The sequence below is a fragment of the Paraburkholderia sp. XV genome, from assembly GCF_020177535.1.
GTDB lineage: Bacteria > Pseudomonadota > Gammaproteobacteria > Burkholderiales > Burkholderiaceae > Paraburkholderia > Paraburkholderia caribensis.
Window position 1 is genome coordinate 20,799 of record NZ_JAGUUD010000074.1, and the last position, 24,127, is coordinate 44,925.

A 24,127-nucleotide genomic window follows, 5' to 3' on the forward strand; every position below is an offset into this window, starting at 1 on the left:
TCAGTGTCGTTAGCCGCTCGCCGGCGTCCAGGTGCGAGGCTTCAATCTAACCGAATCCGATAGAACATAAAATTCGTATTTTTGTTGCCAATACTTCGTAAAAACCGTAGCTTTGAGTCATTGACGGAGGGCACGTGAACTTCAAGCATCTGCATTATTTTTGGGTCGCGGCGCACGCGGGCGGGATCGTCCGCGCGGGCGAGCAGTTGCACATCTCGCCGCAAACGCTCAGCGGCCAGATCAAACTGCTCGAAGAAGCGCTGGATAAAAAACTGTTCAGGAAGAGCGGGCGCAACATCGAACTGACGGATGCAGGCCGGCTGGTGCTCGACTACGCGGACGAAATATTTTCGCTGGGCTCGGAACTGGAGAGCGCGGTGCGGCGCGAGAACGAATCCGGTGCGCAAACGCGGTTTCGTGTCGGGATCGCGGATTCAGTTCCGAAAGCAATCGCGTACCGGCTGCTGGAACCCGCGCTCAGCGCGCCCGTTTCGCTGCGCATGATCTGTCACGAAGGCAAGCTGCATGCGCTGCTCGCGCAACTCGCCGTGCACCGCCTCGACCTGATCATCGCGGATGCGCCCATTCCCGCCGATGTCAACATCAAGGCATTCAACCACCGGCTCGGCCGTTCGACGCTGAGTTGCTTCGGCGCGCCTGCGTTGGTCCAGACCGCCAGGAAACGTTTCCCGTTGTCGCTCGGTCAGTTGCCGGTGTTGCTGCCCGGCACGGAATCCGCAGTACGCCGCAAGCTGGATCACTGGCTGGCGTCGCATGCCATTTCGCCGCGCATCGTCGGCGAATTCGACGACGGCGCGATGACCATGGCGTTCGGCCGCGAGGGCCGCGGCCTGCTGTTCGCGCCAACCGCGCTGGAGAGCCAGTTACAGGCAGAGCACAAACTGACGATGGTCGGGCAGATCAACACCATCGTCGAAGAGTTCTATGCCATCTCGATCGAGCGCCGTATCAGCCATCCTGCTGTTGCGATGATCATGGACGCGGCGCGAAGCGAACTGTTCAACGGTTAGACGACCCGGCTTCCGTTGCGATGCCCTCTTCCGTCGTCCCTGAACGACTTCCGACCCGCCCACTCTAAAGATCAGGGCCTTTCGGCCTCACGTATGAGCTACCGCGTAGTGAACCCATAGAAAACGGACTCAGCGCTATTCGTTCATGCCTCGTTGCGCCGCCGCCCGTCGTCTACGCCGCCGGTGATCTATGGACCGCGCCCCTGGGCCGGATACTATCGTTATCCTTATTGGCACAGCGGATATCGGGGCTATTACGGCCGCGCTTACTATGGCCCTGGTTACTACGACAGACGTGGTTACTACGGGTATCGCGGGTGGCACCACCAGGTGGCCGCAAGCGCACCGCTCACTGCGCCTCGCCGCCCGCCATCGACTCGATGATGGTGTGGAGTTGCCTGCTCATCGGCAGGTCGAGGCTGGTGCCCGACGGCAGGCGGCGCAAGAACCAGCGCTTGTACTGGCGATCGATTTCCCCATCCGCCGCGAGCTCCTGGAAGGTATCCCTCACCACTTGCGCGAGCTGCGGGTCGTCCTTGCGAAACATGATGCCGTACGGGTCATAAGACAGATAGTCGCCGACCACGCGGTACTCGCCGCCCGCGCCGGCATGCTCCGCGATCAGGCCATACAGCAGAACGTCGTCGGTGGCGAAGGCATCGGCCTTTCCTTCGGCCACCTGCGCGAAGCCCTGCGCGTGGTCCGGCACCACCTGCAATTGCATCCCGAGCCTGAACTTCTGGTCAAGATCGCGTAACGCCTTCTCGTTGGTGGTGCCGGCCGTCACCGCTACCTTCCTGCCAGCGAGGTCGCGGAACGAGCCGATCGGCGAGCCTTTCTTGACCATCACCTTGGTGCCGGCCACGAAAATGATCGGCGAGAAAGCCACCCGTTTCTGGCGCTCCACGTTGCTGGTCGTAGAGCCGCATTCCAGATCGACACGGCCGCCGGCCACAGCGTCAATGCGGTTCTCGGCTGTAACAGGCACCCACTGGATGGTCAGGGTGCGGTTGACCGCGTCCCCGATGGCCGACACGAGCGACTTGCACAGCTCGATCGAATAGCCGATCGGCTCGTTGCGCGCGTTCAGATACGAAAACGGCACCGACGACTCGCGGTAGCCCAGCGCGATCGCACCCGACTCCCGCACCTTGGCCAGCGTGCCCGTCAGCGCGACGGGCGCGGCGGTATCGGGAACCGGGCGGGATGACTGCGGGTCGTCCTGTGCCCGCACTGCGGCCCCCGCCACCAGCAGCCCCGCGATGGCCAGCATCGACCAGAATCGCTGCGTCTTCATGGCACAGTCCCCGTCAGCTTTCCGCCGGATGGGCCAGCGTCGCGCCGAGTTCGGCGTCGATGCGCGCCGCGTTGGCCGCGGCGTCGGCTTCTGACAGCAGCGCCCCTTCCCACTTGCCGACCACCGCGCTCGCAATCGAGTTGCCCACCGCGTTCGTCGCCGAACGGCCCATGTCGAGGAACGTATCCACGCCCAGAATCAGCAGCAACCCGGCTTCCGGGATGCCGAACTGGTTGAGCGTGGCGGCAATCACCACCAGCGAAGCGCGCGGCACGCCGGCCATCCCTTTGGACGTCAGCATCAGGATCAGCAGCATGGTCAGCTGCGTACCCAGCGAGAGGTGCATGTTGTACGCCTGGGCGATGAACAGCGTCGCGAACGTGCAATACATCATCGAGCCGTCGAGGTTGAACGAATAACCCATCGGCATCACAAAGCTGGAAATCTTGCGATTCACGCCGAAACGGTCGAGCGCGTCGAGGATCTTCGGATACGCGGCCTCGGAACTCGCGGTCGCGAAGGAAAGCATGAATGCTTCCTTGATCAGCGCCAGCAGCTTGAACACGCGCGGCCCGAGGAACACGAAGCCAGCCGCCGTGAGCACCGCCCACAACAGGAAAAGGCTGAGGTAGAAGTCGCCCATGAAGACCGCGAACTTCAACAGGATAGTCAGCCCGTTGACGGCCACGGTAGAGGCCATCGCCGCCAGGACCGCCAGCGGCGCGAGCTTCATCACGTAACCGGTGATCTTGAGCATGACGTGCGAGAGCTGGTCGATCGCGGCCACCAGCACCTTGCCTTTCTCACCCAGCGCGGCGAGCGCAATGCCGAAGAACATCGAGAACACGACGATCTGCAGGATTTCGTTGTTGGCCATCGACTCGGCGAAGGACCTGGGAACCATGTGACCGACGAAGTCCTTCAGCGTGAACTTGGCGGTGGCCAGGTTCGCCGACGCGCCAATGTCGGGCAGCGGCAGCCCAAGATTCTCACCGGGCCTGAGCAGATTGGACATCAACAGGCCGAGCAGCAGCGAGACCAGCGAAGCGGTGACGAACCAGCCTAGCGCTTTCGCGAACACGCGACCGACCGAGGCCGCGTCGCCCATGTGCGCAATGCCGACGACAAGCGTCGAGAAGACGAGCGGGCCGATCACCATCTTGATCAGACGCAGGAACACGTCCGACACCAGCGAGATGTAGCCCGCGATCTCGGTGGCAGCCTTCTTGTCCGGAAAACTCGTGTAGATCATGTAGCCGATCCCGATGCCCAACAGCATCGCGATCAGAATCCAGATGGCCGCGGCATTTTTTCTGTTCATCTCGAAGCCTCCATGCACTACGCGTGTATTGCGGATGGAAAGGTCGAAACAGGATGCGCCAGGCGTTGCCCGGAATGCTATCTACTACGTTCAAGACTGTCCGGCAGCGGAATATCACGTGCCGGAGGGCAAAGACTGCGCCCGTAGTGCGTCGGGCCCGTGAAGTTCGGCCCGTCCCTGCAGCTTACGGTAGTCGTCGAATACTCAGAGTGTAGCGTTTCGCTCATCCAGAGTCGACGATCTAACCGCGCAGACTTCCATCGCGGGCGACGAGGCGCCATCAAGCACCGTTCCCCTCGTTCAGCGATGGCGAAAACACAACGGCCTGTCTGGGTTGGGTCAGCATCGACGGTTGCAGGATTTCGTCGAGTTGCGCCCGGCTCAGCAGCCCCTTCTCCACGACGATCTCGGCGACGCTTCTGCCCGACGCGAGCGCCTCGCGCGCCACCTGCGTCGCGTTGGTATAACCGATATACGGATTGAGCGCCGTCACGATGCCGATCGAGTTCTCGACGAGCGCATGAAGCCGGTCACGATTCGCCGTGATCCCGTCCACACACTTCGAAGCAAGCGTGAGGCATCCCGCACGCAGGTGTGCAACGCTCTTGAAGAGGCTATGCGCAATCAGCGGCTCGAACGCATTCAATTGCAGCTGACCGGCTTCTGCCGCAAAGCTCACAGTCACGTCGTTGCCGATGACTTCAAAGGCGATCTGGTTGACGACTTCCGGAATGACCGGGTTGACCTTGCCAGGCATGATGCTGGAACCCGCCTGGACGGGCGGCAGATTGATCTCGCCAAAGCCCGCGCGCGGACCGCTCGAAAGAAGCCGAAGGTCGTTACACGTCTTGGAGAGCTTGATCGCCACGCGCTTGAGCACGCCCGACAACTGGACGAACGAGCCCACGTCTTGCGTCGCCTCGACGAGATTGGGTGACGTGATGACGGGTATGCCCGTGATGCTGGCAAGATGCCGGCACGCAAGCGCAGCGTATTCGGGCGACGTGTTGATGCCGGTGCCGATGGCCGTTGCGCCAAGATTGATCTCGCAGATCAGCTTCAACGCTTCCATGAGCCGCTCTTCGTCTTCTCCGAGCATGACCGCGAACGTGCTGAACTCCTGACCGAGTGTCATGGGAACCGCGTCCTGCAATTGCGTTCGCCCCATCTTGAGGTCGTCGCGGAATTCCTCTGCCTTGCGTTCGAACGAGTGACGCAATATCCCCATCGCATGCACCAGCTGAACGATCCCCATGTACGTCGCGATCTTCAACGCGGTCGGGTACACGTCATTCGTGCTTTGACCGAGATTGACGTCTTCGTTGGGATGCAGCAGCGCGTAGTCGCCGCGCGCGTGGCCAAGCTGTTCGAGCGCCAGATTGGCGATCACTTCGTTCGCGTTCATGTTGGTCGACGTGCCCGCACCGCCCTGAATGACGTCGACAACGAACTGGTCATGCGCGATGCCGTTGCGGATCTCACGGCACGCGTGAACGATCGCCTTCATCTTGTGTTCCGCAAGCAGGCCGAGGTCGTAGTTGGCCATAGCCGCCGCCTCTTTCACGCACGCCAGCGCGTTGACGAGATTCGGATACGTCGAGATCGGGATGCCCGTGATCGGGAAATTGGCAAGTGCGCGAAGCGTGTGCACACCGTAGTAGGCGTCGTTCGGCACGGGCAGATCGCCAAGAAGATCGTGCTCGATCCGTTCATTGGATGGGGACATCGTGTCGCTCCGTTAGCGTGTCAGTGATGGCTCGACGGCACCCGATGCGTTCAGGCAACGGGTTCGTCGCGTCGACAGAATTGGCGTTACGTTGTGCTCGTGCGAGCGGGTGACTCGCTGGCCGCCGTTGCATGCGCGATGCACTGCCGGGCCAGCACGTCGGTTGGATCGATCAGCCTCGCGCGCGCGCCGCTTCTGCCCGTGAACTCGCTGTGTGGCAGCAGCAGCGGGAGTTCGGTGCAGCCAAGCACGATGACTTCGACACCTTCTGCAATCAGGCCTTCGACAGCTTCAGCGATGTCTTCCTGACATTGCCCCGTCGTGAACCCTGCTTTCACGCCGTCCTTGCCGTAGATCGCTTCCATCACGCGCGCCTGGAGTTCGGGTCCCGGCGCAATCTGGCGAAGCCCCTGCGATTCAAGCGCTTTTTCATAAACACCGCTCGCAATCGTGCCCGAGGTCGCAAGCACGCCGATCTCGCGTTGCGCCGGATACGACTCGCGCAGATAGCGGACCGTTTCCGTCAGCATGTTCACGATGGGAATGCCGAGGTACGGCTGGATGCGTTCCACAAACGCGTGGGCGGTGTTGCACGGAATGGCGATGATGTCGGCATCGCCCTCCTCCAGCCGCTTGCACGTTGCATACAGCGACACCGTCGGGTCCGCGCCGTCGCCAATCAGATTCTCGGTACGATCGGGAATCTGCGGGTTCTGTTCGACCAGCAGCCTGATGTGATCCTGGTCCCGTTGGGCCGGTGTGTTGCGCACGATCTTGTCGAGGAAATCAATCGTCGCAGCGGGGCCGACGCCGCCCACGACCCCAACCTTGAACACACCCGAGGGCGGGTCGTATTGGCCCGACACGACGTGCTGCGCGTACACGAGGTTGGGATCGATCAGCGGCACATTCAGCAGACGGATTTCATCCGCGACGAGCGCGATTTCGGTCATGCCCGGAACGATGACATCGACCCCTTGCTCGATAAGATCCGCGCAAGCGTTGTGCAGCAGTTCGACCGGCCGGCCGCGCAGATGGCCGGTCTTGATGCCTTCCTGGCCGTACACCGCTTCGGTGACGAGGTCGATGCCGTCATCCATGCGCGGATGGACAACCTCGAACTCCGGCGGCGTGAAGTAACGCTCGAACAGACGCTTCTCCCGCGTGTAGTCCGAGGCGAGGATGCCTATGCGACGCGCTCCGCGAAAACGCTTGCGGATGTGATGACGCACCGCTTCCACCATATCGACGATCTGCAGGGTCGTGTTCGATTTCAGTTCGTCGATGAAGGTGTGACTGAGAAAGCAGGGAAGCACGACTGTCGTCACGCCCCGCTTTTCAAAATCGCGGATCATGTTGAAGATGTACAGCTTGCGCTCGGTCGTGGCGGCGCTTCCCACGCCCGAGCTCCTGAACGGATGCTGCTGGAAAATCAGATCGGCGTGCTCGGCGTCCGTCGACGGCGGCATTGCCTTGACGAGCTTGAAGAACACGTCCGCGCTCCCCAGCGGCCCAAGGCCGCCGACGATACCGTACTTGCGTCTGTTGTCGACATTGCCGGACGTCATTTCGCTCCGACCTCCGCCTGATCGAACAGCGGCGCATCCACAGGCTCGCTTTGCCGGCGGCCCTCCCACTTTGCAATGACGGCGGTCGCTACGCTATTGCCGATGACGTTCGTCATGGTGCGTCCCATATCGAGGATCTGGTCGATGGCGAGCACCATCGCCACGCCTGCAGCAGGCAGATGGAACATCGGCGCCACCGCGGCGACGACGACCACCGAACCGCGCGGCACACTGGCCATGCCCTTGCTGCTCAGCATCAGCACCAGCAACATGAAGATCTGCTGCGAAACAGGCATATCGACGCCGAAGGCCTGCGCGATGAAGATCGCGGCAAACGCCTGATACATCATCGAGCCATCCAGATTGAATGCATAGCCCAGCGGCAGCGTGAAACCGACGACCTTCTTGTCGACGCCGAACTTCTCCAACTGCTCCGTAAGACGCGGATAGGCTGCCTCGCTGCTGGCCGTCGAGAAGGCGATCATCGCCGGCTCGCGCACAGCCTTGAGCAAGGTGCCGACGCGACGGCCGAGGAACACATAGCCAACGCCCGTCAGAATCGCCCACAACAGCGCCAGGCCCAGATAGAACGAGCCAATCAGCTTGCCGTACGTGTAGAGCACATCCACGCCCCGCAGCGTCACCGCCGAAGCAATGGCACCGAACACGCCCAATGGCGCGGCGCGCATCACATAGTTGGTCAGGCGCAGCATGACGGGCACCATCCCGTCGATGGCCTTGATGACGACCATCACGCGTTCGTCTTTCTTCAACGCACTGAGTGCGAGTCCGAGCAGGACCGAGAACACCAGAATCTGCAGGATGTCGTTGCGCGCCATCGCATCCATCAGGCTGGTCGGAAACGCGTGCGTGATGACGTCCTTGACGTTCAACGCCGACGTATTGAGCCCGGTACTCACCTCACCGGCATTCTCGACCAGATGGAGGCCGGCGCCCGGCTGCAGCAGATTGGCCAGCACGAGACCCAGACCCAGCGACAGCAACGATGCACAGATGAACCAGCCCACCGAGCGCAGGCCGATACGGCCGACATCCTGCCCGCTGTCCATCCCCGCCAGCCCGGACACGAGGGTCGCGAAGACCAGCGGCGCGATGATCATCTTGATGAGCCGCAGAAAGATGTCCGTGACGATCGAGAAATAACCGGCCACGGCCTTGACCGTCGCCGGGTCGGACAAGCTCGTGTGACACACGTAGCCAGCAACGACCCCGAGCACCATCCCCGCGGCAATATTCAGAGTAAGGCGATTTTTCATGTCCATCCGTCCTTGAGTGGCGCACTGCAATCGCAAGGCGACTGCAGTGCACTGGAAGAGGTCTGGAGCGACGTCGGCCTTACGTCGCGTCAGAATCAGAACGGATGGTAGAGATGGTCAAAAACACGTGAATGCAAGTGCTGCATGCGGGCATGCGAAATCCGCATAAGGCGGGAAAACCCTAGCGCGTCACGGGTGAAACCGCACGAAGATGTTGCCAGAGCGTATCCAGAAACTCATTGCGGTTGGATGCGTCGCGGTAGACGCGAAGCTCGATCTCCAGATTCCACGCAGACGGCCCAGCGGGAACCAGTTCGCCCTCGTCGAGTTCGGCGGCGATGGCGCTCTTCGGCAACCACGCGAGTCCTTCGCCCTCCATGACGAGCTTCTTGAGCACTTCGGCCATGTCCGACTCATAGTGAAGCCGCAAGACGGGCGTATCGGAAGCCCGGCTGAGCAGCAAGGCAAGACAACGTCCGAAGTAGCTCGTTTCCGTGTACGAAATGTGCGGCAAGGGCTGCTTCGTCGTTCCCGGCAGGCGGAACAACGGAGCCAGACGCGGGTTCGGCCGGCTGGCAGGCATGAGCGTATCGATACCGACCGTGACGTGCTCATACTTCACAGGATCGAGATGCAGCGGTAGTTCGGGATGGTGGTACGCGAACATCAACTCGCAATTGCCGTTCACGAGCATCAGGATCGAGTCGTGCACATTGGTGGGCACCACACGTGCGCGCACTTCGCCAAGGTGAGTCGAAAGATGCTTGAGCCACGCAGGCAGGAAGCTCAACGCGATCGTGTGCCCGGCTGCAATCTGCAGGCTCTTGCCGGCGATGCGTTGCTCGGTACGGATGATCGCGCGGGTATCGAAGAGCTTGTTCAGGACGTCGTCGGCGACTTCGCGGAACAGTTGCCCCGCAGGCGTCAGGACGGGAGGAAAGCTGCTGCGGTCGATCAGTTCCGCGCCAACCCATTGTTCGAGAGACTGAATGCGCCTGCTGAATCCAGATTGAGTGACGTTCCGGAATTCTGCGGCACGTGAAAAGCTCTGGTACTGAGCGAGGGCAATGAAGTCCTCGATCCACTTGATTTCCATAGCGAAGGGGTAGCCTTGTGGGACACGGGCATTCTACCTATGTTGACGAGTGAGAAACCGCGACGGTACTGAACGGGATTCATCGCCGAAAGGTCGGTCAGGGAGCCCCTGCTTGCGAAGAAACGTGCGTCGGAAACAAGGCGGCCGATGTCGCTTCATCTACCATCCCGCTTGCTGCAAGCCCGTGATCGGCCTGAAAACGGGCTATCGCCGCGATGGTTCGCTTTCCGATCACGCCGTCGATCGGTCCAGGCTTGTAGCCCTGTCTCGCGAGTTGAAGCTGGATATCGAATGGATCACGATGAACCGCGACGGGTTTTGTGAGGTCCTGAACCGAGCTTTGAATCACGTGCCCATTCGTTGCATCGATCTCGAAGACAACACGGCGTGACGCCGATGCCTGGTCCAATGTCACGTTATAGGTTTTTGCGCGTTCCACCCACTCCACTGTACGAACTGCGAAATCGGACGCCGGACGTTTGTACATATCGGTCGCGGCGCCCACGGTCTTGTCGGCGGCTGCGCGTGCATCGAGCGGTTCGACTGGTTTGACGTTCAAACATAACATTGCGAAAGCGGCAAACAACAGGAGACCGAGCAGCATCGTGAAGTGCGACCCGTTTGCTCTCCAGATTGCGCGCTTTCTGCTTTTATCGTCAGTGGGATCTCTTAGAAAATTAATCAGAAGACCCTGACAAGTCGAAGCACTCCAGATAGAAAAAGCAAGCGCCGCCCACGACAACAGCAACAGGACAATGTAGTTCGAACTACTGGGCTTGCCGAGCAGATTGCCCGAGAAGGCCGCTGTCAGTGCGAAAATGGCACTCGAAAGCGTCACAATGCCTTTCGAGAATTCACTGAGAACCGTCCACGGACTCGGCGGAGGATCGGGCGATGGCGGAGGAGAAGACATATAAAAGCTTTGCCGGGTCCGCTATTTCTTGATCACGCAAATGAACTGATCGAGATTGAAGGCTAGCCAATGCACCACGTCGAACGCCGTAATATTTCTTTCGTATTCCATCTGCTTGAGAATCTGATACAGAAAGATCGGTACGGCTGCCTGGTAGGCTTGCGTCAGCTTCTCGACGTTTCCTCCCGGTATGTTCCAGGTGGGATGCGGATCTTCAGTGACGAGGCTAATTACGCCAGCCATAAACTCTATGGCCTTTGGACTCGTCTGTATCCCCGTGTTGTTGTAGAAATCGTTGCACGCCTGCTGAACGCTCTGCAATATCGGAGGAATCATGTTAACTCCGTAGCGGCACATGCATGGACACCCATCGCAGTCTCCCGCCTGCGCGAGCCGGAACTGCAACTGGCCCTGAGATAGAACAGCAACAACTCGCGATCCATCGGTAGACGCTTATATCCGAGGATAAGATTTCGGCGATGCGCGTATGTGTGGCGTCGCACACACCATTGCATTTCCCTTTTTCAAGCCTCGCACCTCGCACCGCACGCTTCGATGCATCTCCCGCACCGTTTGCGATCACGCGCGCCCCATTGTCGATAGCGCCGCGCCTTTTCTCTCCCACCCGTCTTCTGTCCGTCCCGCACCGTTCCGGCAAATCCGGTAACCCTGGCCGCATATTCCTGCCAACTATGGTCGCCCCGAAGACAGCCGCGACAATTCGGCCTGGAAGTCGCTAAGAATCGTGCGTTCCCAACCTGCGCACCGCCGCAAGGCAAGCGCCAAGGACGACCGCGATGCGACTCAAGAAAATCCCTACGACGGTAGTGACCGGCTTTCTCGGCGCCGGCAAGACGACACTCGTCAATCACATCCTCGACGCGACACGGCCCATGCAGATCGGCATCGTCGTGAACGAGTTCGGCGAAGTGGGTATCGACGGCCAGTTGATCGTCGCCGACGAACAGGCAGTCATCGAAATCAACAACGGCTGCGTGTGCTGCACGGTGCGCGCAGACCTCGTCGCGAGCGTGCGCGATCTGCTCGCGCGCTTCGGCGACCAGCTGGAACGGCTGATCGTCGAGACCTCGGGCCTTGCCGATCCCGCGCCTGTCTTGCAGACCTTTCTCGCCGATCCCGACGTGCGCGAGCGCGTCGAACTGGAATCGGTGGTCGCCGTTATCGACGCATTGCATGCCGATGCGCAACTCGACGACGACATCGCAAGAGAACAGGTGGTATTCGCCGACCGGATCATCGTCAACAAGACCGACCTCGCCTCGCCGCAAGCAGTCGATGCGCTCGTCGAACGCATCCGCCAGCTCAATCCCACCGCGCAGCTCGACTTCGCGAATCACTCGGCCGTCACCGTCGATTCGCTGCTGGGCGTGCGCAGCTTTTCGCTCGACAACCTGCTCGCCGTCGAACCCGATCTGCTCGACGAGGAAGCCCATGACCACGAACACGACGACACCATTGCGTCGTGCGCATTCGTCGTGCCAGGCGCGCTCGACGCAACGCGCTTCAACCGCTGGATCAATCAGCTCGTGCAGACCGACGGCCAGCAACTGCTGCGCATGAAAGGCGTGCTCAACCTGCACGACGAGGCGAGGCGGCTGCATTTTCACAGCGTTCACATGCTGCTCGACGCGAAGTTCGGCAAGCCATGGTCGCGCGACGAACACCGCGAGAACCGCTTCGTGATGATCGGCAGAAACATCGACGCCGTGCGCATGCGCGACGGTCTATTGAGTTGCATGCACTAACCCTTTTCACTCAACTTCCTTGAAGGAGCACGCAAATGAAAAAGCCTGAGGCGTACACATTGAGCATCGGCGTTCTTGCTGTCGCCGACACATGGCTCACGGGAACCCTGCTTCCCGTCCCCGTCTGGGTGACGTTCATCGCCTGGGCATCGTTCTTCGTGCTGGGCGGCGGCCGAGGCGGCTTCGTCAAGAGCGTCGCGTCGAACCTCACGGGACTCGTGATCGCCTCGCTGACGCTGCTGTGCATCGCGGCGACGAGCGGCGGCGCATTCGCGGCCGCCGTGCTGGTCGGCATCGGCAGCGCGGCGATGGTGCAGGCGTCGAAGCTCAAGCTGCTCGACGTGTTGCCCGCGATCGTGTGGGGCTTTGCATCGACAGTCGGCACCACCGTCGCCACCGGCAAGGCGATCACGACGGCGGGCATCGGCAACCCCGCGCTCGTCGCCGCTGCCGCGCTCGTGACGGGCGCGGCGTTCGGCTTCGTGTCGGAAGTCGTGGGCGAAGCGCTCGCATTCAGGCGCGAGCACCGGCTTGGCTAAGTCTCTCTTCACCACTCTGCGGAGCGAACCGTGAAATTACAGCATCACCTTGGCGGCATTGAAAACCTCGGCCCTGTCAGCACCGAGACGCGCGTATTCGTCGAGCCGTGGGAAAAGCGCATCTTCGGCATTCATACCGTGATGATGGCCGAGAGCGCGCATCTGGCGAACGCGCTGCATCCCTACCCGATCGATCAGCTGCCGACCACGTTCAAGAACGACTGGACATGGGCGTCGCTGCGCACGGGCGCCGAAGACATGCAGCCATTCGATTACTTCAAGTACCGCTACTACGAGAAGTGGCTAGGCGGCATTTCGCAGTTCTTCGTCGATCAGGGCTACATCACGGCGGAAGAACTCGCGCAGAAGACGGCGCACTATCGCGCGAGCCCGGATGCCACCTTGCCGCACAAACCGGACACAGCCCTCGCCGCGCAGGTCGATGCATATCTGCAAAACGGCGATTCGGGCTATCACACGCTCGAACGGGAAGCACGCTTTGCAAAAGGCGACACGGTGCGTATCGCCGACCCCGACGCCGTCGATCACACGCGTCTGCCCGGCTATCTGCGCAACAAGACGGGCACCGTCGATCTCGTCTATCCGGGCGCGTTCTCGTACTTCGTCTCGACGGGCGTGGACGGCATCGGCGAGCCGATGCCCGTCTACCGGATCGCCTTCGATACCGCCGACATCTGGGGCGAAGGCAAGAGCGAAGCGAACACGACCCTCTACGCCGACCTGTACGAAGCCTACGTGCAGCCGGCCAACTAAACCGACAGCGAGACCAGCATGACCCAACAGTTCGAATATCCGGAAGACCGCGAAGCATCGAGTGCGGCCAAGGTCCGCGCACTCGAAGCGTTGTTGATCGAGAAAGGCGTGATCGGCAGCGATTCCGTCGATGCCGTGCTCGCACACTTCGAGACGATGGCAGGCCCGTTCAACGGTGCGAAGATCGTCGCGCACGCGTGGGTCGATCCGGCGTACAAGCAAAGGCTCATCGAAGACACGCCCAAAGCGATTGCCGAGCTTTCGCTGCCGCTTGGCATGGCGGGTGCGGAAGGCGAGCACATGGCCGCCGTCGCCAACGACGCCGACGTGCACAACCTGATCATCTGCACGCTGTGCTCGTGTTACCCGTGGCCCGTGCTCGGCCTGCCGCCGTACTGGTACAAGGACCCGGTGTTTCGCGCGCGCGGCGTGCGCGAACCGCGCGCGGTGTTGCAGGAATTTGGCGTGACCGTGCCCGCGGATAAGGAAGTGAAGGTGTGGGACAGCAGCGCGCAAATCCGCTGGTTCGTCGTGCCTGAGCGTCCCGCGAACACGGAGCATCTGAACGAGGAGGAACTCGCCGCGCTCGTCACGCCGGAATCGATGATGGGCGTCGCGCTCGTCGCCGCGCCTGCGGCCTGAGGACATCGCCATGTTCACGCGCTTCGAGGAATACGCCGCGGCATCGATGCTCGGCACGCCGGACTCGCCCCCGCGTCTGGACGGCAAGCTGTTCTTCACCAACCGCTGGGAACGCGACGTGTTCGGGCTCGCGCTGTCGCTATCGAAGGCGGGCTGCTTCGAATGGGAAGACTTTCGACAGAGCCTGATTGCGTCGATCGCGAAGTGGGAAACGATCGACTGCGAGAACCAGCCGCGCTGGGACTACTACGAACGCTTTCTCGAAGCGTTGTTGAACGTGGTCGAAGCGAGCGGCGTGCTGTCACGCGACGAACTCGCGCGAGTCGTCACGGCGCGGCGCGCGGCGGCTCAATCGTGAGCGGAACATTCTGAACATTCAATCACACTCAAGAGGTCATTCATGAACGATGCTGTGCTCCAACCCGTAGACGCGCTCACGCCCATTCCATTGCGCGAGCTATTGCCGTGGATCGTGTTCGGCGGCCTGCTGATGTTGCTGGTGCTGTACTTTGTCGGCGCGGAGGAAGGCGCGACGTCGCTGGTGCCCGGTATGTACGTGCATGAGTTCGTGCACGACGGGCGCCATCTGCTCGGCTTTCCCTGCCACTGACAAGGAGACCATCATGGTCGGCAAGCTGTTGATGCGCGGCATGCTCGCGGGTGTCGTCGCGGGGTTGATCGCGTTTGGATTCGCGCGCGTGGCGGGCGAGCCGCAGGTCGATCGCGCGATCGCCTTCGAGGAACATACGCACGCCATGGAAGGCGACGCGCACGAACCCGAACTGGTGAGCCGCGACACGCAAGCCGGTCTCGGTTTGCTGACGGGCGTCGTCGCGTATGGCGCGGCGTTTGGCGGGCTCTTCGCGCTGACCTTTGCGTGGGCGTGGGGACGCGTCGGCAAGCTCGGCGCACGGCCGCTCGCCGCGTGGCTTGCGCTGGGCGCGTTCGTCGCGCTCGTGGTCGTGCCGAATCTCAAGTATCCCGCCAACCCGCCGTCCGTCGGCGATCCGGAGACGATCGGCTATCGCACGGGACTGTTTTTCCTGGCCATCGCAATCTCGGTCGCGATCATGGTGTTGTCGCTGAACGTGCGCAGCGTCGCCGCGCGGCGCTTGGGCGCATGGAACGGCGCGCTGGCGGGGCTGCTCGCGTTCGTCGTGATGCTGACCGCCGTGCTCGCGGCCTTGCCCGCCATCGACGAAGTCCCGGCCGCTTTCCCTGCCACGCTCTTGTGGAAATTCCGCATCGCCGCGATCGGCATGCAGGCCGTGATCTGGGCGACGCTAGGCGCGCTGTTCGGCGTGCTCGCCGAACGCCTCGGGCTCGCGGAGTCGCCCGCGCGCCGCAATGCGCGCGAAGCGGGCGCAGCAACGCAAGCTTTTTGACCGCCCGGACGCATCGGACATTGCCGTATAGACTAACCGTTCGCGGCGCTCGCGTAAGCGGGCGCCCGTCTTCCAGCGTATTCGGACACTCGCGATGAAACGCATCAAGGTCGGCATGCTTGTCTTTCCCGGTTTCCAGCTGCTCGATATCGCCGGGCCGAGGGATGCGTTCGCCGAAGTGAAGATACTGAGCAAGGGCGAGTGCGAATACGAAATGCTGACGGTCGGCACGACGCGCGGCGCGGTGCAATCGTCGAGTGGCTTGAACACCATGCCCGACCGCACGATCTTCGACGTATGCCCCGAGTTCGACACGATCATCGTGCCCGGCGGCCTCGGCATCTTCGACACGTTCGACGACCCGGCGTTGAGCGGCTGGCTCAGGACACAGCACAGGCATTGCCGCCGCGTGTCGGCGATCTGCAACGGGCTGTTTGCGCTCGGCGCGGCGGGCCTGCTCGACAACAAGGTGGTGACGACACACTGGATGGACGTGCCTCGCCTTGCCGCGACGTTTCCTAAGGCGAAGATCGAACCGGATCACATCTTCGTGCAGGACGGCAATATCTACACGACGGCGGGCGTGACGGCGGGCATCGATTTGTCGCTCGCCATGATCGAAGACGACTTCGGCCGCCAGATGGCGCTCGATGTCGCGAAGTATCTGATCGTCTATCTGCGGCGCGCGGGCGGGCAGTCGCAATTCAGCCCGCTGCTGGAGACGCAGGCGTCGCCGGGTTCGCAGATGGTCGCGCTGCAGCAGTTCATGCTCGACAACCTGCATGTCGACCATACGGTGGCGTCGCTCGCCGAACGCGTGCACATGAGCGCGCGCAACCTGTCGCGACTGTTCGCCAAGGAATGCGGCATCACGCCGATGACGTTTCTCGCCAATGCGCGTATCGATGCAGCGAGGCGCTTTCTCGAAGCCACCGACCTGTCGCTGCGCGACATCGCGCAACGCTGCGGCTTCGACGACACCGACGGATTTCGCCGGACCTTCCATCGCCGTCTGCAGATCAACCCGGCCGACTATCGCGACCGGTTCAGATCGAAGAAGCCGCTCGTAGAGAAGAAGAAATTGGCAGCGCCGCGCGGGGAGTCTCGCGTGTCTGCCACGGTGTCGAATAGCGCAATGCGTGACCCGCGCTAATACTGTTTGCAGCTCACGACGAGCTTGCGCGTCGGATAGCTGCCGTAATCGGTGTGGTTTCTGCTTTCCTGGCGATCCACCACATCGTAGCCGCCCGGACATGTTTTCCTTGCCGCCTTGTCGCAGATCTTCCAGCTATAGAGCAGGCCGTCACACGCAATCACCGCACCGTCGCGGCCGTTCGTGAGCGTCGGCTTGACAGTCGCGCTGCACGCGGTCAGAAAAAACATCAGGAGAATCGCGCTGCGCCGCATCAGATTCCCTCGGTGTGAGTGGATCGTCCGATTATAGAAGCCGATGCGCGCAGGTAACGGGAGCGAACGCACGCTCCCGCTCAACTCGATGCACTCAGTGCTGCGGAATCTTCCCGCCGAGTTCGTCGTCGATGAACGCGCGGACGATGTCCTTGAACGACGCGTCGCCGTGCAGCCCAAGCTGCGTCGCGCGCGACACGTCCCATCGCGCAGGCCAGCTGCCGACGATCTTCTCGACACGCTCGTCCGCCTTCCATTCGATGCGCGCCGCGACCGCCTCGCCCGCCACTTCGCGCAGCGCGGCGACCATTTCGTCGACCGTCACCGACACGCCCGGCAGGTTCACGGTGCGGCTCTTGCCCAACGCCGCGCTGTCGATCTCGCTACCCGCGATCAGACACTCGATCGCCTTGCGCGGCGACAGCAGCCACAAGCGTGTCGAGCCGCTCACGGGGCACACGGCCGGCTCGCCAGTGAGCGGCTCGCGAATGATGCCGCTCGCGAACGACGACGCCGCCGCATTCGGCTTGCCCGGCCGCACGCTGATGGTCGGCAGCCGCAGCACGCGGCCATCGACGAAGCCGCGCCGCGCGTAGTCGTTGAGCAGCAACTCGGCGCCCGCTTTCTGCGCGCCATACGACGACTGTGGATTGAGCGCGGTTTCGTCGAGCACGACATCGGGCAAGTCGCCGCCGTAGACGGCCACCGAACTCGTGAACAGAACGCGCGGCCGATGCCCGCGCGCGCGGCACACGTCGAGCAACAGCCGCGACGCGTCCAGATTGATACGCATGCCAAGCTCGAAATCGGCTTCCGCCTGGCCGCTGACGATCGCCGCGAGATGGAAGATCGCCGCCGTCTTGTCGTCGATCAGACGTTCGAGCACGCTGCGCTCGGCAATGTCGCCGACTTCGACGCGCACGCGTTCGTCGTTCGGACCTTGCGCCGCGACGACGTCGAGCAACACCAGTTCGGTAATCGGCTGACGCTGCCCGTCCGTGCCCTTCAGTTCGCCGCGCGCGAGCAGCTCGCGCGCGAGACGCTGGCCGAGAAATCCCGCGCCGCCCGTGATCAGTACTTTCATGTTCCTGTTAATCCTCAGTGTGTCTGTCGAACGCGCTCAGGTACAACCTCAGCCGCGTGCCTTCACGTATGGCCTGATCCATCCAAGTCCATCGGACGTGCCCGCACGCGGCCGGTATTCGCAGCCGATCCAGCCGTCGTAACCCAGTTCGTCGATCAGCGAGAACAGATACGGATAGTTCACTTCGCCGATATCCGGCTCGTGCCGCTCGGGTACGCCCGCAATCTGGATATGACCAATGCCCTTCATATCGCGCTTGAGCTTCACGGCGAGATCGCCTTCGACGATCTGGCAGTGGTAAAGATCGAACTGCACTTTCAGGTTGGCCGCGCCGACTTCCGCGCAGATCGCCTGCGCATCGTCCTGCCGGTTCAGAAAGAAGCCGGGGATATCGCGCGTGTTGATCGGCTCGATGACGACGATGATGCCGTCCGCCTGCGCGGCCTTCGCTGCATACGCGAGGTTCTTCAGATACACCTCGCGATGCGCGGCGCGCGATTGCTCCGGCTTGATCAAACCCGCCATCACATGCAGCTTGTCGTTGCCGAGCACGCGCACGTATTCGAGCGCCGTGTCGACGCTGCGGCGAAACTCGTCCTCGCGGCCCGGCAACGACGCGATGCCGCGCTCGCCCGCCGCCCAGTCGCCGGGCGGCGCATTGAACAACGCCTGCGTGAGGCCATGCTCGTCGAGGCGCGCCTTCAGATCGGCAGCGGGAAAGTCATAGGGGAACAGGAACTCCACGGCCTCGAAACCGTCGCGCGCCGCAGCGGCGAAGCGATCGAGAAACGCGTGTTCGTTGTACATCATCGTCAGATTGGCGGCGAAGCGAGGCATCGAAGCAACTCCTTTTAAAGCGCGTTTAGCGGTTCACGAGCCGCGCGGGCGTCAGCCAGGTGGCGAGCGCGCCAATCACGAGCATCGCGGCGAGCACGTACATGCCGGACTGCGTGCTGTGCGTGAGGTCCTTAAGATAGCCGATCATGTACGGACTCGCGAAGCCCGCCAGATTGCCGATCGAATTGATGATCGCAATACCCGCCGCCGCCGTCGCGCCCGACATGAACGCCGTCGGCAGCGACCAGAACAGCGGCGCGCAAGTCAGCACGCCCGCTGCCGCGATCGACAGGGACGCGATCGATACGACCGTGTTGTCAGCAAACGAAGCCGCGACCGTGAAGCCGACAGCACCCGCGAGCGCAGGGCCGATCAGATGCCAGCGGCGCTCGCGGCGCTTGTCCGCGCTGTGGCCCATCACGTTCATCACGACGATCGCGACCAGAAACGGAATCGCGCTCAACAGGCCGATCTGGAACGCACCCGTCACACCCGTCGATTTAACGAGCGTCGGCATCCAGAACGTCAACCCATATTGACCCGTGACGAAAGCGAAATAGATCAGCGACATCCACCACGTGCGCGGATCGCGAAACACAGCACGCACCGAATGCGACTTCGCTTTTTCTTGCGGCTGCGCGGCGATTTCATCGGCGAGCAGTTTCTTCTCGCGCGGCGTGAGCCATTTCGCGCTGGCGATGCCGTTGTCGAGATACAGAATCGTCGCGATGCCGATAGCGATGGCGGGCACCGCTTCGATCACGAACATCCATTGCCAGCCCGCGAATCCGTGATGCGAATCGAAGCTCTGCATGATCCAGCCCGACAGCGGATTGCCGAAAATGCCCGACACGGGAATCGCCGACATGAACACTGCGATGATCTTCGCGCGACGATGCGACGGGAACCAGTAGGTCAGGTACAGGATCACGCCGGGATAGAAACCGGCTTCGGCAAGGCCGAGCAGAAAGCGCAGCGCGTAGAACTGCGCGGGCGTCTTCACGAAGACGAAGAGCGCGGACATCACGCCCCAGGTGATCATGATCCGTGCGATCCAGATCCGCGCGCCGAGCTTGTGCATCAGGATATTGCTCGGCAATTCGAACAGGAAGTAACCGACGAAGAACACACCCGCGCCCAGCCCGAATACGGTTTCGCTGAACGCGAGGTCCTGCGACATCTGCAGCTTCGCGAAGCCGACGTTGACGCGGTCCAGATACGCGACCACGTAACACAGCATCAGGAACGGCACGATGCGCCAGAACACCTTGCCGTAGGTGCGTTCGATTTCGGCCGCGCCGGGTTGGCCGGCTGCGTCGGCGGTTGAGGCGGGGCGAGCGGATGCCGCCTGATAGCTAGTCATGCACTGTCTCCTTCGGATGGCGCCGGTTGTTGGCCGACCGCTTCATGGCGGTCGGTCCTCCGGCTTTATGCCTGGTTGGTCATGCGGATGGTCTGCGGCGTTCGCGGACCGTTGAGCCTTTACGCGTGCGAGCGATTCACCAGCGCGCGCCGAACACCGTGCGCAACTCTTCGAGCGCGGCTTCGTCGAGTGGGGCGGGACGCGGGTTCGTCATCAGCCACAGGCGCGCTGTCTCTTCGAGTTCTTCGAGCACGTACGAAGCCTGAGAGACGGACCGCTCCCACACCACCGGCCCGAGCCGTTCGAGCAGCACGCCGCGCACGCTTTCGGCGAGCGCCGCGATCTGTTGCGCGACTTGCGGATCGCCGGGACGCCGGTAGCGGATCAGCGGAATGTGGCCGACCTTCATCACGTAGTACGGCGTGATGGGCGGCAGCACGTCGGCATCGTTCCAGACGCCCGCGAGCGTCAGCGCGACGAGATGCGTCGAATGCGTGTGCACGATGCCGCGCGCCTCGCGGTTGCGCTCGTAGACGCCGCGATGCAGGGCGAGCGTTTTCGACGGCTTGCCGCCTGAAACCGCGTTGCCTTCGAGATCGACCTTCGCGATCTGCGCGGGGTCGAGACGGCCGAGACACGCGTCTGTCGGCGTGATCAGCCAGCCGTCGTCGAGGCGCGCGCTGATGTTGCCCGCGCTGCCGACGGTGTAGCCGCGCTCGTACAGGCTCGCGCCCGTCACGCAGACTTCTTCGCGGACTTTCGCCTCGCTGTTCACGTGGATGGCGAGCGTCATTGCGCGCCTCCGTCGAGTTGACGCAGCGCCTTCGCGAAGAAATCGACGGCGCCGAAGTTGCCCGACTTGAGCGCGAGCGCGAGCGGTTGCGCACCGATGGTCGCGGTCGCCGGCACGCCGGGATCGATCTGCTTGCCGATGCGCAGCATTTCGACGTCGAGCGCCTGCACCACGGCGCCCGATGTCTCGCCGCCCGCGACGACGAACTTGCGCACGCCGAGATCGCGCAAGCCGCGCGCGATCGCAGCCAGCGTGCGTTCGACCAGTTCGCCGGCCTGCGCGACGCCGAGTTCGCGTTGCGTGGCCTTCACGTCGTCCGGCGATGCCGTTGCGTAGATCAGCACGGGCTGAGGCTGCGCCGCATTCATATGCTCGCGCGCGAAGGCGAGCGCCTGATCGACGACGGGCTCGCCGCGCGCGGCCGCCAATGGATCGATGCGGAACGCGGGGCGCGTTTCGCGCCATGCGGCAACCTGCGCGTTGGTCGCTTTCGATGCGCTGCCCGCCAGCACGGCCGACGCGCCTTCGACGCGCGGCAGTTCACCCGCATCGGCGGCGTCGTCGAGCAGGCCGGCGCGGCGGAAATTGCCCGGCAAGCCGAGCGCGACGCCCGAGCCGCCCGTGATCAGCGGCAGTTCCGCGCAGGCTTCGCCGAGCGTGTAGAGATCGGCGTCCGAAACAGCATCGGCGATCGCCATGCGCACGCCGTCGCGGCGCAGCGCATCGATCGACGCGCGCACGGCTTGCGGGCCTTGCGCCACCACGTCATGGCGCACGAGGCCGACTGTCGAGCGCGTCTGCCGTTGCAGCACGCGCACCAGGTTCGCGTCCGTCATCGGCGTAAGCGGATGATGCTCCATGCCCGATTCGTTGAGCAGCACGTCGCCCACGAACAGATGTCCGCGATAGATCGTGCGGCCGTTCTCCGGAAACGCCGGGCACGCGATCGTGAACGGCGTGCCGCCGCCGGCGGCCGACAGCGCATCGAGCAGCGCATCGGCGACGGGGCCGATATTGCCTTGATCCGTCGAATCGAAGGTCGAGCAGTACTTGAAGAAGAACTGGCGGCAGCCTTGCGCGCGCAGCCATTCGAGCGCGGCGAGCGACTGCGCGACGGCATCGGCGGCGTCGATGGTGCGTGACTTCAGCGCGACGACCAGCGCATCGGCTTCGATGCGGGTATCGGCAGCGGGTACGCCGATGGTCTGGACGGTGCGCATGCCGCCGCGCACCAGCATGTTCGCGAGGTCGGTCGCGCCGGTGAAGTCGTCGGCGATACAGCCGAGCAGAGGCTTGCGGGTAGAGGTGGTCATCTCTTTCGGCTCCGCTTAGCGCTTCGGCGGCACGTCGATGCCGGGGAAAATCTTGATGACGGCGGAATCGTCTTCGCCGCCATGCCCCGCCGTCGACGCCATCATGAACATCTGATGCGCCGCCGCCGACAACGGCAGCGGAAACTTCGAGCGGCGCGCGGTATCGAGCACGAGACCGAGGTCCTTGACGAAGATATCGACGGCGGACAGCGGCGTGTAGTCGCCATTGAGAATGTGCGGCACGCGGTTCTCGAACATCCACGAGTTGCCCGCGCTGTGTGTGATGACGTCGTAGAGCGCGTCGGGGTCGACGCCTTCGCGCAGGCCGAGCGCCATGGCTTCGGCGGCGGCGGCGATGTGCACGCCTGCGAGCAGCTGGTTGATGATCTTCACCTTCGATCCCGCGCCATGCTGGTCGCCGAGGCGATAAACCTTGCCCGCCATCGCGGCGAGCACGTCGTCGCAGGCGGCGTAGGCGGCGGCGGGGCCGGAGGTCATCATCGTCATTTCGCCCGATGCCGCGCGCGCCGCGCCGCCCGATACGGGCGCGTCGAGCAGGTGCAAGCCGGCCGCTTCGACGCGGCGGCCGAGGTCGATGGCGAAGTCCGGCGCAACGGTGGCGCAGGCGATCACGACGCCGCCCGGCTTCATCGCGCGAACGGCGCCTTGTTCGCCGAACAGCACGGTTTCGGTTTGCGCCGCATTGACGACGAGCGTAACGACGACGTCGCATTGCGCGCCCAGTTCAGCGGGACTTGCGCAGGCCTTGCCGCCATCGGCGACGAACTGGTCGAGCACTTCGCGGCGCACGTCGCACGCATGCACATTGAAGCCGCCGCGCAGCAGCGAGCGCGCGACGCCCATTCCCATCGCGCCAAGACCGATCACTCCGACATTTCTGGACATACCCTTCCTCTACGAACAATGCTTCGGACAACGGCTCGCGCGTGTCGCGAGCGCACGTGTGTGTGGATCAGCAGATGCCGGCCTCGGCAAGGCGGCGGGCGGCGTTGTACATATGCGTTTGCGCGGCGTTGCGGGCGGCCATTGGATCGCCTGCGCGAATCGCGGCCACGATTGCCGCGTGTTCGTCGCGCACCTGACGCGAGAAGTCTTCGCGCAGCGCTTCGTTGCGGCGCGTGATGACGGTGCCTGCTTCGAGATACTGGTTGAGGAACGTTAGGGTCTTCAGGAAATACGGGTTGCCCGTCACGGTGGCGATGGTGCGATGAAACGCGACGTCTTCAGCGACACCGTCGCGGCCTTCGGCGACGGCTTCGTCGATCTTTTTGAGGACGGCGTCGATTGCCAGCATGTCGGCGTCCGTGCGGCGCATGGCAGCCTCCGCTGCGACTTCGGCTTCGATCGCGCGGCGCACTGCGAGGATGTGCAGTACTGAGCCGCCTTCCATTGCTTCTGCGTAGTCGATTCGCAGCGGGCGGATCGCGCCGTGGGCTGACACGTACACGCCGCTGCCCTGGCGGGGCTCGACCACGCCTTCGTTCTTCAGGCGCGAGATGGCTTCCCTGATGACTGTGCGGCTTACGCCGAATTCTTGCGATAGCACGGCTTCTGTCGGCAGCTTGCCGCCGCGGGCGAAGGTGCCTTTGTCGATTTGCGCGAGCAGTTGTTGGGCGACGGTGTCGCTGAGTGCCCGGCTCGGGATTTTTTCGAACATATCAGTGGATTTGCCATGTCATAGGGTCATCATACAAATTTGCCTGCGGCGCGGGGTATGGGGGGAAACCCTCGGGAATGTGCCCTCGCGGCGCGGGCGTTGCCAGGTCGGGGGGTTTTGCGCCTTTGCGCTGGCGTCCGCGTTTTGTTATCGCGCTTCGCGCGTCGCGGTGTGGTGTTTTGGTGTTTTGGTGTTTTGGTGTTTGCGCTTGCATTCGCGATTTGTTTGCGTGCTTCAGGCGCGTCGCGGCTTGGTGTTTTTCGCCTTTGCGCTGGCATCCGCGAATTGTTAGCTCGCTTCACGCGTCGCCCCTGTGC

Annotated in this window: 25 protein-coding genes; 9 read left to right on the forward strand and 16 right to left on the reverse strand. The window is 62.7% G+C overall.

Features of this window, described 5'->3' with window-relative positions:
- The first annotated feature begins 134 nt into the window (after positions 1 to 134).
- Positions 135 to 1,031 (forward strand): transcriptional activator NhaR, encoded by an 897-nt coding sequence (gene nhaR / locus KFO72_RS28070; RefSeq protein WP_054932940.1) that lies wholly within the window; start codon positions 135 to 137, stop codon positions 1,029 to 1,031.
- 349 nt (positions 1,032 to 1,380) lie between these two features.
- On the opposite strand, the gene KFO72_RS28075 is transcribed toward nhaR, so the two are convergent.
- The 8 genes from KFO72_RS28075 to KFO72_RS28110 form a co-directional block, all read right to left on the reverse strand.
- Positions 1,381 to 2,328, reverse strand: coding sequence for an amino acid ABC transporter substrate-binding protein (locus KFO72_RS28075; RefSeq protein ID WP_062916096.1), 948 nt, complete (start codon positions 2,326 to 2,328; stop codon positions 1,381 to 1,383).
- 13 nt (positions 2,329 to 2,341) lie between these two features.
- Positions 2,342 to 3,649, reverse strand: a complete 1,308-nt coding sequence (locus tag KFO72_RS28080; protein ID WP_054932942.1) for a dicarboxylate/amino acid:cation symporter — start codon at positions 3,647 to 3,649, stop codon at positions 2,342 to 2,344.
- 280 nt (positions 3,650 to 3,929) lie between these two features.
- Positions 3,930 to 5,375 carry an aspartate ammonia-lyase gene (gene aspA / locus KFO72_RS28085; RefSeq protein ID WP_225033492.1) on the reverse strand — a complete coding sequence of 482 codons (1,446 nt, stop codon included), beginning with the start codon at positions 5,373 to 5,375 and terminating at the stop codon, positions 3,930 to 3,932.
- 86 nt (positions 5,376 to 5,461) lie between these two features.
- A complete protein-coding gene (locus KFO72_RS28090; protein WP_060604126.1) occupies positions 5,462 to 6,943 on the reverse strand; it encodes an amino acid racemase in 1,482 nt (493 codons plus the stop codon).
- Positions 6,940 to 8,220, reverse strand: coding sequence for a dicarboxylate/amino acid:cation symporter (locus KFO72_RS28095; RefSeq protein WP_054932970.1), 1,281 nt, complete (start codon positions 8,218 to 8,220; stop codon positions 6,940 to 6,942). The genes KFO72_RS28090 and KFO72_RS28095 overlap by 4 nt, the downstream gene beginning before the upstream one ends.
- 181 nt (positions 8,221 to 8,401) lie before the next feature.
- Entirely contained in the window at positions 8,402 to 9,316 is a 915-nt protein-coding gene (locus tag KFO72_RS28100; protein ID WP_054932945.1) for a LysR substrate-binding domain-containing protein, read from the reverse strand.
- A gap of 97 nt (positions 9,317 to 9,413) precedes the next feature.
- The gene (locus KFO72_RS28105; protein WP_225033493.1) at positions 9,414 to 10,229 is read right to left on the reverse strand and encodes a peptidoglycan-binding domain-containing protein; all 816 of its coding nucleotides are present in this window, start codon (positions 10,227 to 10,229) and stop codon (positions 9,414 to 9,416) included.
- A gap of 21 nt (positions 10,230 to 10,250) precedes the next feature.
- A complete protein-coding gene (locus KFO72_RS28110; protein WP_225033494.1) occupies positions 10,251 to 10,565 on the reverse strand; it encodes a hypothetical protein in 315 nt (104 codons plus the stop codon).
- A 461-nt stretch (positions 10,566 to 11,026) separates the two neighbouring features.
- On the opposite strand from KFO72_RS28110, the gene KFO72_RS28115 reads away from it, so the two are divergent.
- The 8 genes from KFO72_RS28115 to KFO72_RS28150 all read left to right on the forward strand — a co-directional run bounded on the left by KFO72_RS28115 (position 11,027) and on the right by KFO72_RS28150 (position 16,488).
- The gene (locus KFO72_RS28115; protein ID WP_225033495.1) at positions 11,027 to 11,995 is read left to right on the forward strand and encodes a CobW family GTP-binding protein; all 969 of its coding nucleotides are present in this window, start codon (positions 11,027 to 11,029) and stop codon (positions 11,993 to 11,995) included.
- Positions 11,996 to 12,030: 35 nt separating this feature from the next.
- A complete protein-coding gene (locus KFO72_RS28120) occupies positions 12,031 to 12,534 on the forward strand; it encodes a DUF1097 domain-containing protein (protein WP_054932949.1) in 504 nt (167 codons plus the stop codon).
- A gap of 30 nt (positions 12,535 to 12,564) precedes the next feature.
- On the forward strand, positions 12,565 to 13,308 hold the full coding sequence (gene nthB, locus KFO72_RS28125) for a nitrile hydratase subunit beta (RefSeq protein WP_054932950.1): 744 nt from the start codon (positions 12,565 to 12,567) through the stop codon (positions 13,306 to 13,308).
- Between the two features lie 18 nt (positions 13,309 to 13,326).
- The gene (gene nthA / locus KFO72_RS28130; protein WP_054932951.1) at positions 13,327 to 13,950 is read left to right on the forward strand and encodes a nitrile hydratase subunit alpha; all 624 of its coding nucleotides are present in this window, start codon (positions 13,327 to 13,329) and stop codon (positions 13,948 to 13,950) included.
- A gap of 10 nt (positions 13,951 to 13,960) precedes the next feature.
- The gene (locus KFO72_RS28135; RefSeq protein WP_060604146.1) at positions 13,961 to 14,308 is read left to right on the forward strand and encodes a nitrile hydratase accessory protein; all 348 of its coding nucleotides are present in this window, start codon (positions 13,961 to 13,963) and stop codon (positions 14,306 to 14,308) included.
- A 42-nt stretch (positions 14,309 to 14,350) separates the two neighbouring features.
- Complete coding sequence (locus tag KFO72_RS28140) at positions 14,351 to 14,560, forward strand: CbtB domain-containing protein (RefSeq protein ID WP_054932953.1); 210 nt, start codon at positions 14,351 to 14,353, stop codon at positions 14,558 to 14,560.
- Between the two features lie 13 nt (positions 14,561 to 14,573).
- On the forward strand, positions 14,574 to 15,335 hold the full coding sequence (locus tag KFO72_RS28145) for a CbtA family protein (protein WP_224099900.1): 762 nt from the start codon (positions 14,574 to 14,576) through the stop codon (positions 15,333 to 15,335).
- 94 nt (positions 15,336 to 15,429) lie between these two features.
- Positions 15,430 to 16,488 carry a GlxA family transcriptional regulator gene (locus tag KFO72_RS28150; RefSeq protein WP_054932955.1) on the forward strand — a complete coding sequence of 353 codons (1,059 nt, stop codon included), beginning with the start codon at positions 15,430 to 15,432 and terminating at the stop codon, positions 16,486 to 16,488.
- Here KFO72_RS28150 and KFO72_RS28155 read toward each other — a convergent pair.
- The 8 genes from KFO72_RS28155 to KFO72_RS28190 all read right to left on the reverse strand — a co-directional run bounded on the left by KFO72_RS28155 (position 16,485) and on the right by KFO72_RS28190 (position 23,810).
- Entirely contained in the window at positions 16,485 to 16,718 is a 234-nt protein-coding gene (locus KFO72_RS28155) for a hypothetical protein (RefSeq protein WP_224099899.1), read from the reverse strand. The genes KFO72_RS28150 and KFO72_RS28155 overlap by 4 nt on opposite strands.
- A 118-nt stretch (positions 16,719 to 16,836) precedes the next feature.
- Positions 16,837 to 17,826, reverse strand: coding sequence for a D-erythronate dehydrogenase (denD, locus tag KFO72_RS28160; RefSeq protein ID WP_107203507.1), 990 nt, complete (start codon positions 17,824 to 17,826; stop codon positions 16,837 to 16,839).
- 48 nt (positions 17,827 to 17,874) lie between these two features.
- On the reverse strand, positions 17,875 to 18,663 hold the full coding sequence (gene otnI / locus KFO72_RS28165) for a 2-oxo-tetronate isomerase (RefSeq protein WP_225033496.1): 789 nt from the start codon (positions 18,661 to 18,663) through the stop codon (positions 17,875 to 17,877).
- Between the two features lie 25 nt (positions 18,664 to 18,688).
- Positions 18,689 to 20,026 (reverse strand): MFS transporter, encoded by a 1,338-nt coding sequence (locus tag KFO72_RS28170; RefSeq protein WP_054932959.1) that lies wholly within the window; start codon positions 20,024 to 20,026, stop codon positions 18,689 to 18,691.
- 136 nt (positions 20,027 to 20,162) lie between these two features.
- Entirely contained in the window at positions 20,163 to 20,819 is a 657-nt protein-coding gene (locus KFO72_RS28175; protein ID WP_225033497.1) for an aldolase, read from the reverse strand.
- Complete coding sequence (gene otnK / locus KFO72_RS28180; RefSeq protein WP_225033498.1) at positions 20,816 to 22,132, reverse strand: 3-oxo-tetronate kinase; 1,317 nt, start codon at positions 22,130 to 22,132, stop codon at positions 20,816 to 20,818. Before otnK ends, KFO72_RS28175 begins: the two co-directional genes overlap by 4 nt.
- A 15-nt stretch (positions 22,133 to 22,147) precedes the next feature.
- Positions 22,148 to 23,038: an L-threonate dehydrogenase gene (gene ltnD, locus KFO72_RS28185; protein WP_107203509.1), complete on the reverse strand. Its 891-nt coding sequence runs from the start codon at positions 23,036 to 23,038 to the stop codon at positions 22,148 to 22,150.
- A gap of 67 nt (positions 23,039 to 23,105) precedes the next feature.
- Positions 23,106 to 23,810: a FadR/GntR family transcriptional regulator gene (locus KFO72_RS28190; protein WP_035999952.1), complete on the reverse strand. Its 705-nt coding sequence runs from the start codon at positions 23,808 to 23,810 to the stop codon at positions 23,106 to 23,108.
- Positions 23,811 to 24,127 lie beyond the last annotated feature (317 nt).

Bases quoted from the DNA above. Each gene is read 5' to 3' on its own strand.
- aspA (WP_225033492.1), bottom strand. From the start codon at position 5,375: ATGTCCCCATCCAATGAACGGATCGAGCACGATCTTCTTGGCGATCTG.
- ltnD (WP_107203509.1), bottom strand. From the start codon at position 23,038: ATGTCCAGAAATGTCGGAGTGATCGGTCTTGGCGCGATGGGAATGGGC.
- KFO72_RS28135 (WP_060604146.1), top strand. From the start codon at position 13,961: ATGTTCACGCGCTTCGAGGAATACGCCGCGGCATCGATGCTCGGCACG.
- KFO72_RS28095 (WP_054932970.1), bottom strand. From the start codon at position 8,220: ATGAAAAATCGCCTTACTCTGAATATTGCCGCGGGGATGGTGCTCGGG.
- KFO72_RS28115 (WP_225033495.1), top strand. From the start codon at position 11,027: ATGCGACTCAAGAAAATCCCTACGACGGTAGTGACCGGCTTTCTCGGC.
- KFO72_RS28175 (WP_225033497.1), bottom strand. From the start codon at position 20,819: ATGACGCTCGCCATCCACGTGAACAGCGAGGCGAAAGTCCGCGAAGAA.
- KFO72_RS28120 (WP_054932949.1), top strand. From the start codon at position 12,031: ATGAAAAAGCCTGAGGCGTACACATTGAGCATCGGCGTTCTTGCTGTC.
- otnK (WP_225033498.1), bottom strand. From the start codon at position 22,132: ATGACCACCTCTACCCGCAAGCCTCTGCTCGGCTGTATCGCCGACGAC.
- KFO72_RS28190 (WP_035999952.1), bottom strand. From the start codon at position 23,810: ATGTTCGAAAAAATCCCGAGCCGGGCACTCAGCGACACCGTCGCCCAA.
- KFO72_RS28145 (WP_224099900.1), top strand. From the start codon at position 14,574: ATGGTCGGCAAGCTGTTGATGCGCGGCATGCTCGCGGGTGTCGTCGCG.
- KFO72_RS28170 (WP_054932959.1), bottom strand. From the start codon at position 20,026: ATGACTAGCTATCAGGCGGCATCCGCTCGCCCCGCCTCAACCGCCGAC.
- KFO72_RS28100 (WP_054932945.1), bottom strand. From the start codon at position 9,316: ATGGAAATCAAGTGGATCGAGGACTTCATTGCCCTCGCTCAGTACCAG.
- KFO72_RS28090 (WP_060604126.1), bottom strand. From the start codon at position 6,943: ATGACGTCCGGCAATGTCGACAACAGACGCAAGTACGGTATCGTCGGC.
- KFO72_RS28075 (WP_062916096.1), bottom strand. From the start codon at position 2,328: ATGAAGACGCAGCGATTCTGGTCGATGCTGGCCATCGCGGGGCTGCTG.
- KFO72_RS28155 (WP_224099899.1), bottom strand. From the start codon at position 16,718: ATGTTTTTTCTGACCGCGTGCAGCGCGACTGTCAAGCCGACGCTCACG.
- KFO72_RS28110 (WP_225033494.1), bottom strand. From the start codon at position 10,565: ATGATTCCTCCGATATTGCAGAGCGTTCAGCAGGCGTGCAACGATTTC.
- nthA (WP_054932951.1), top strand. From the start codon at position 13,327: ATGACCCAACAGTTCGAATATCCGGAAGACCGCGAAGCATCGAGTGCG.
- otnI (WP_225033496.1), bottom strand. From the start codon at position 18,663: ATGCCTCGCTTCGCCGCCAATCTGACGATGATGTACAACGAACACGCG.
- KFO72_RS28140 (WP_054932953.1), top strand. From the start codon at position 14,351: ATGAACGATGCTGTGCTCCAACCCGTAGACGCGCTCACGCCCATTCCA.
- KFO72_RS28105 (WP_225033493.1), bottom strand. From the start codon at position 10,229: ATGTCTTCTCCTCCGCCATCGCCCGATCCTCCGCCGAGTCCGTGGACG.
- KFO72_RS28080 (WP_054932942.1), bottom strand. From the start codon at position 3,649: ATGAACAGAAAAAATGCCGCGGCCATCTGGATTCTGATCGCGATGCTG.
- KFO72_RS28150 (WP_054932955.1), top strand. From the start codon at position 15,430: ATGAAACGCATCAAGGTCGGCATGCTTGTCTTTCCCGGTTTCCAGCTG.
- denD (WP_107203507.1), bottom strand. From the start codon at position 17,826: ATGAAAGTACTGATCACGGGCGGCGCGGGATTTCTCGGCCAGCGTCTC.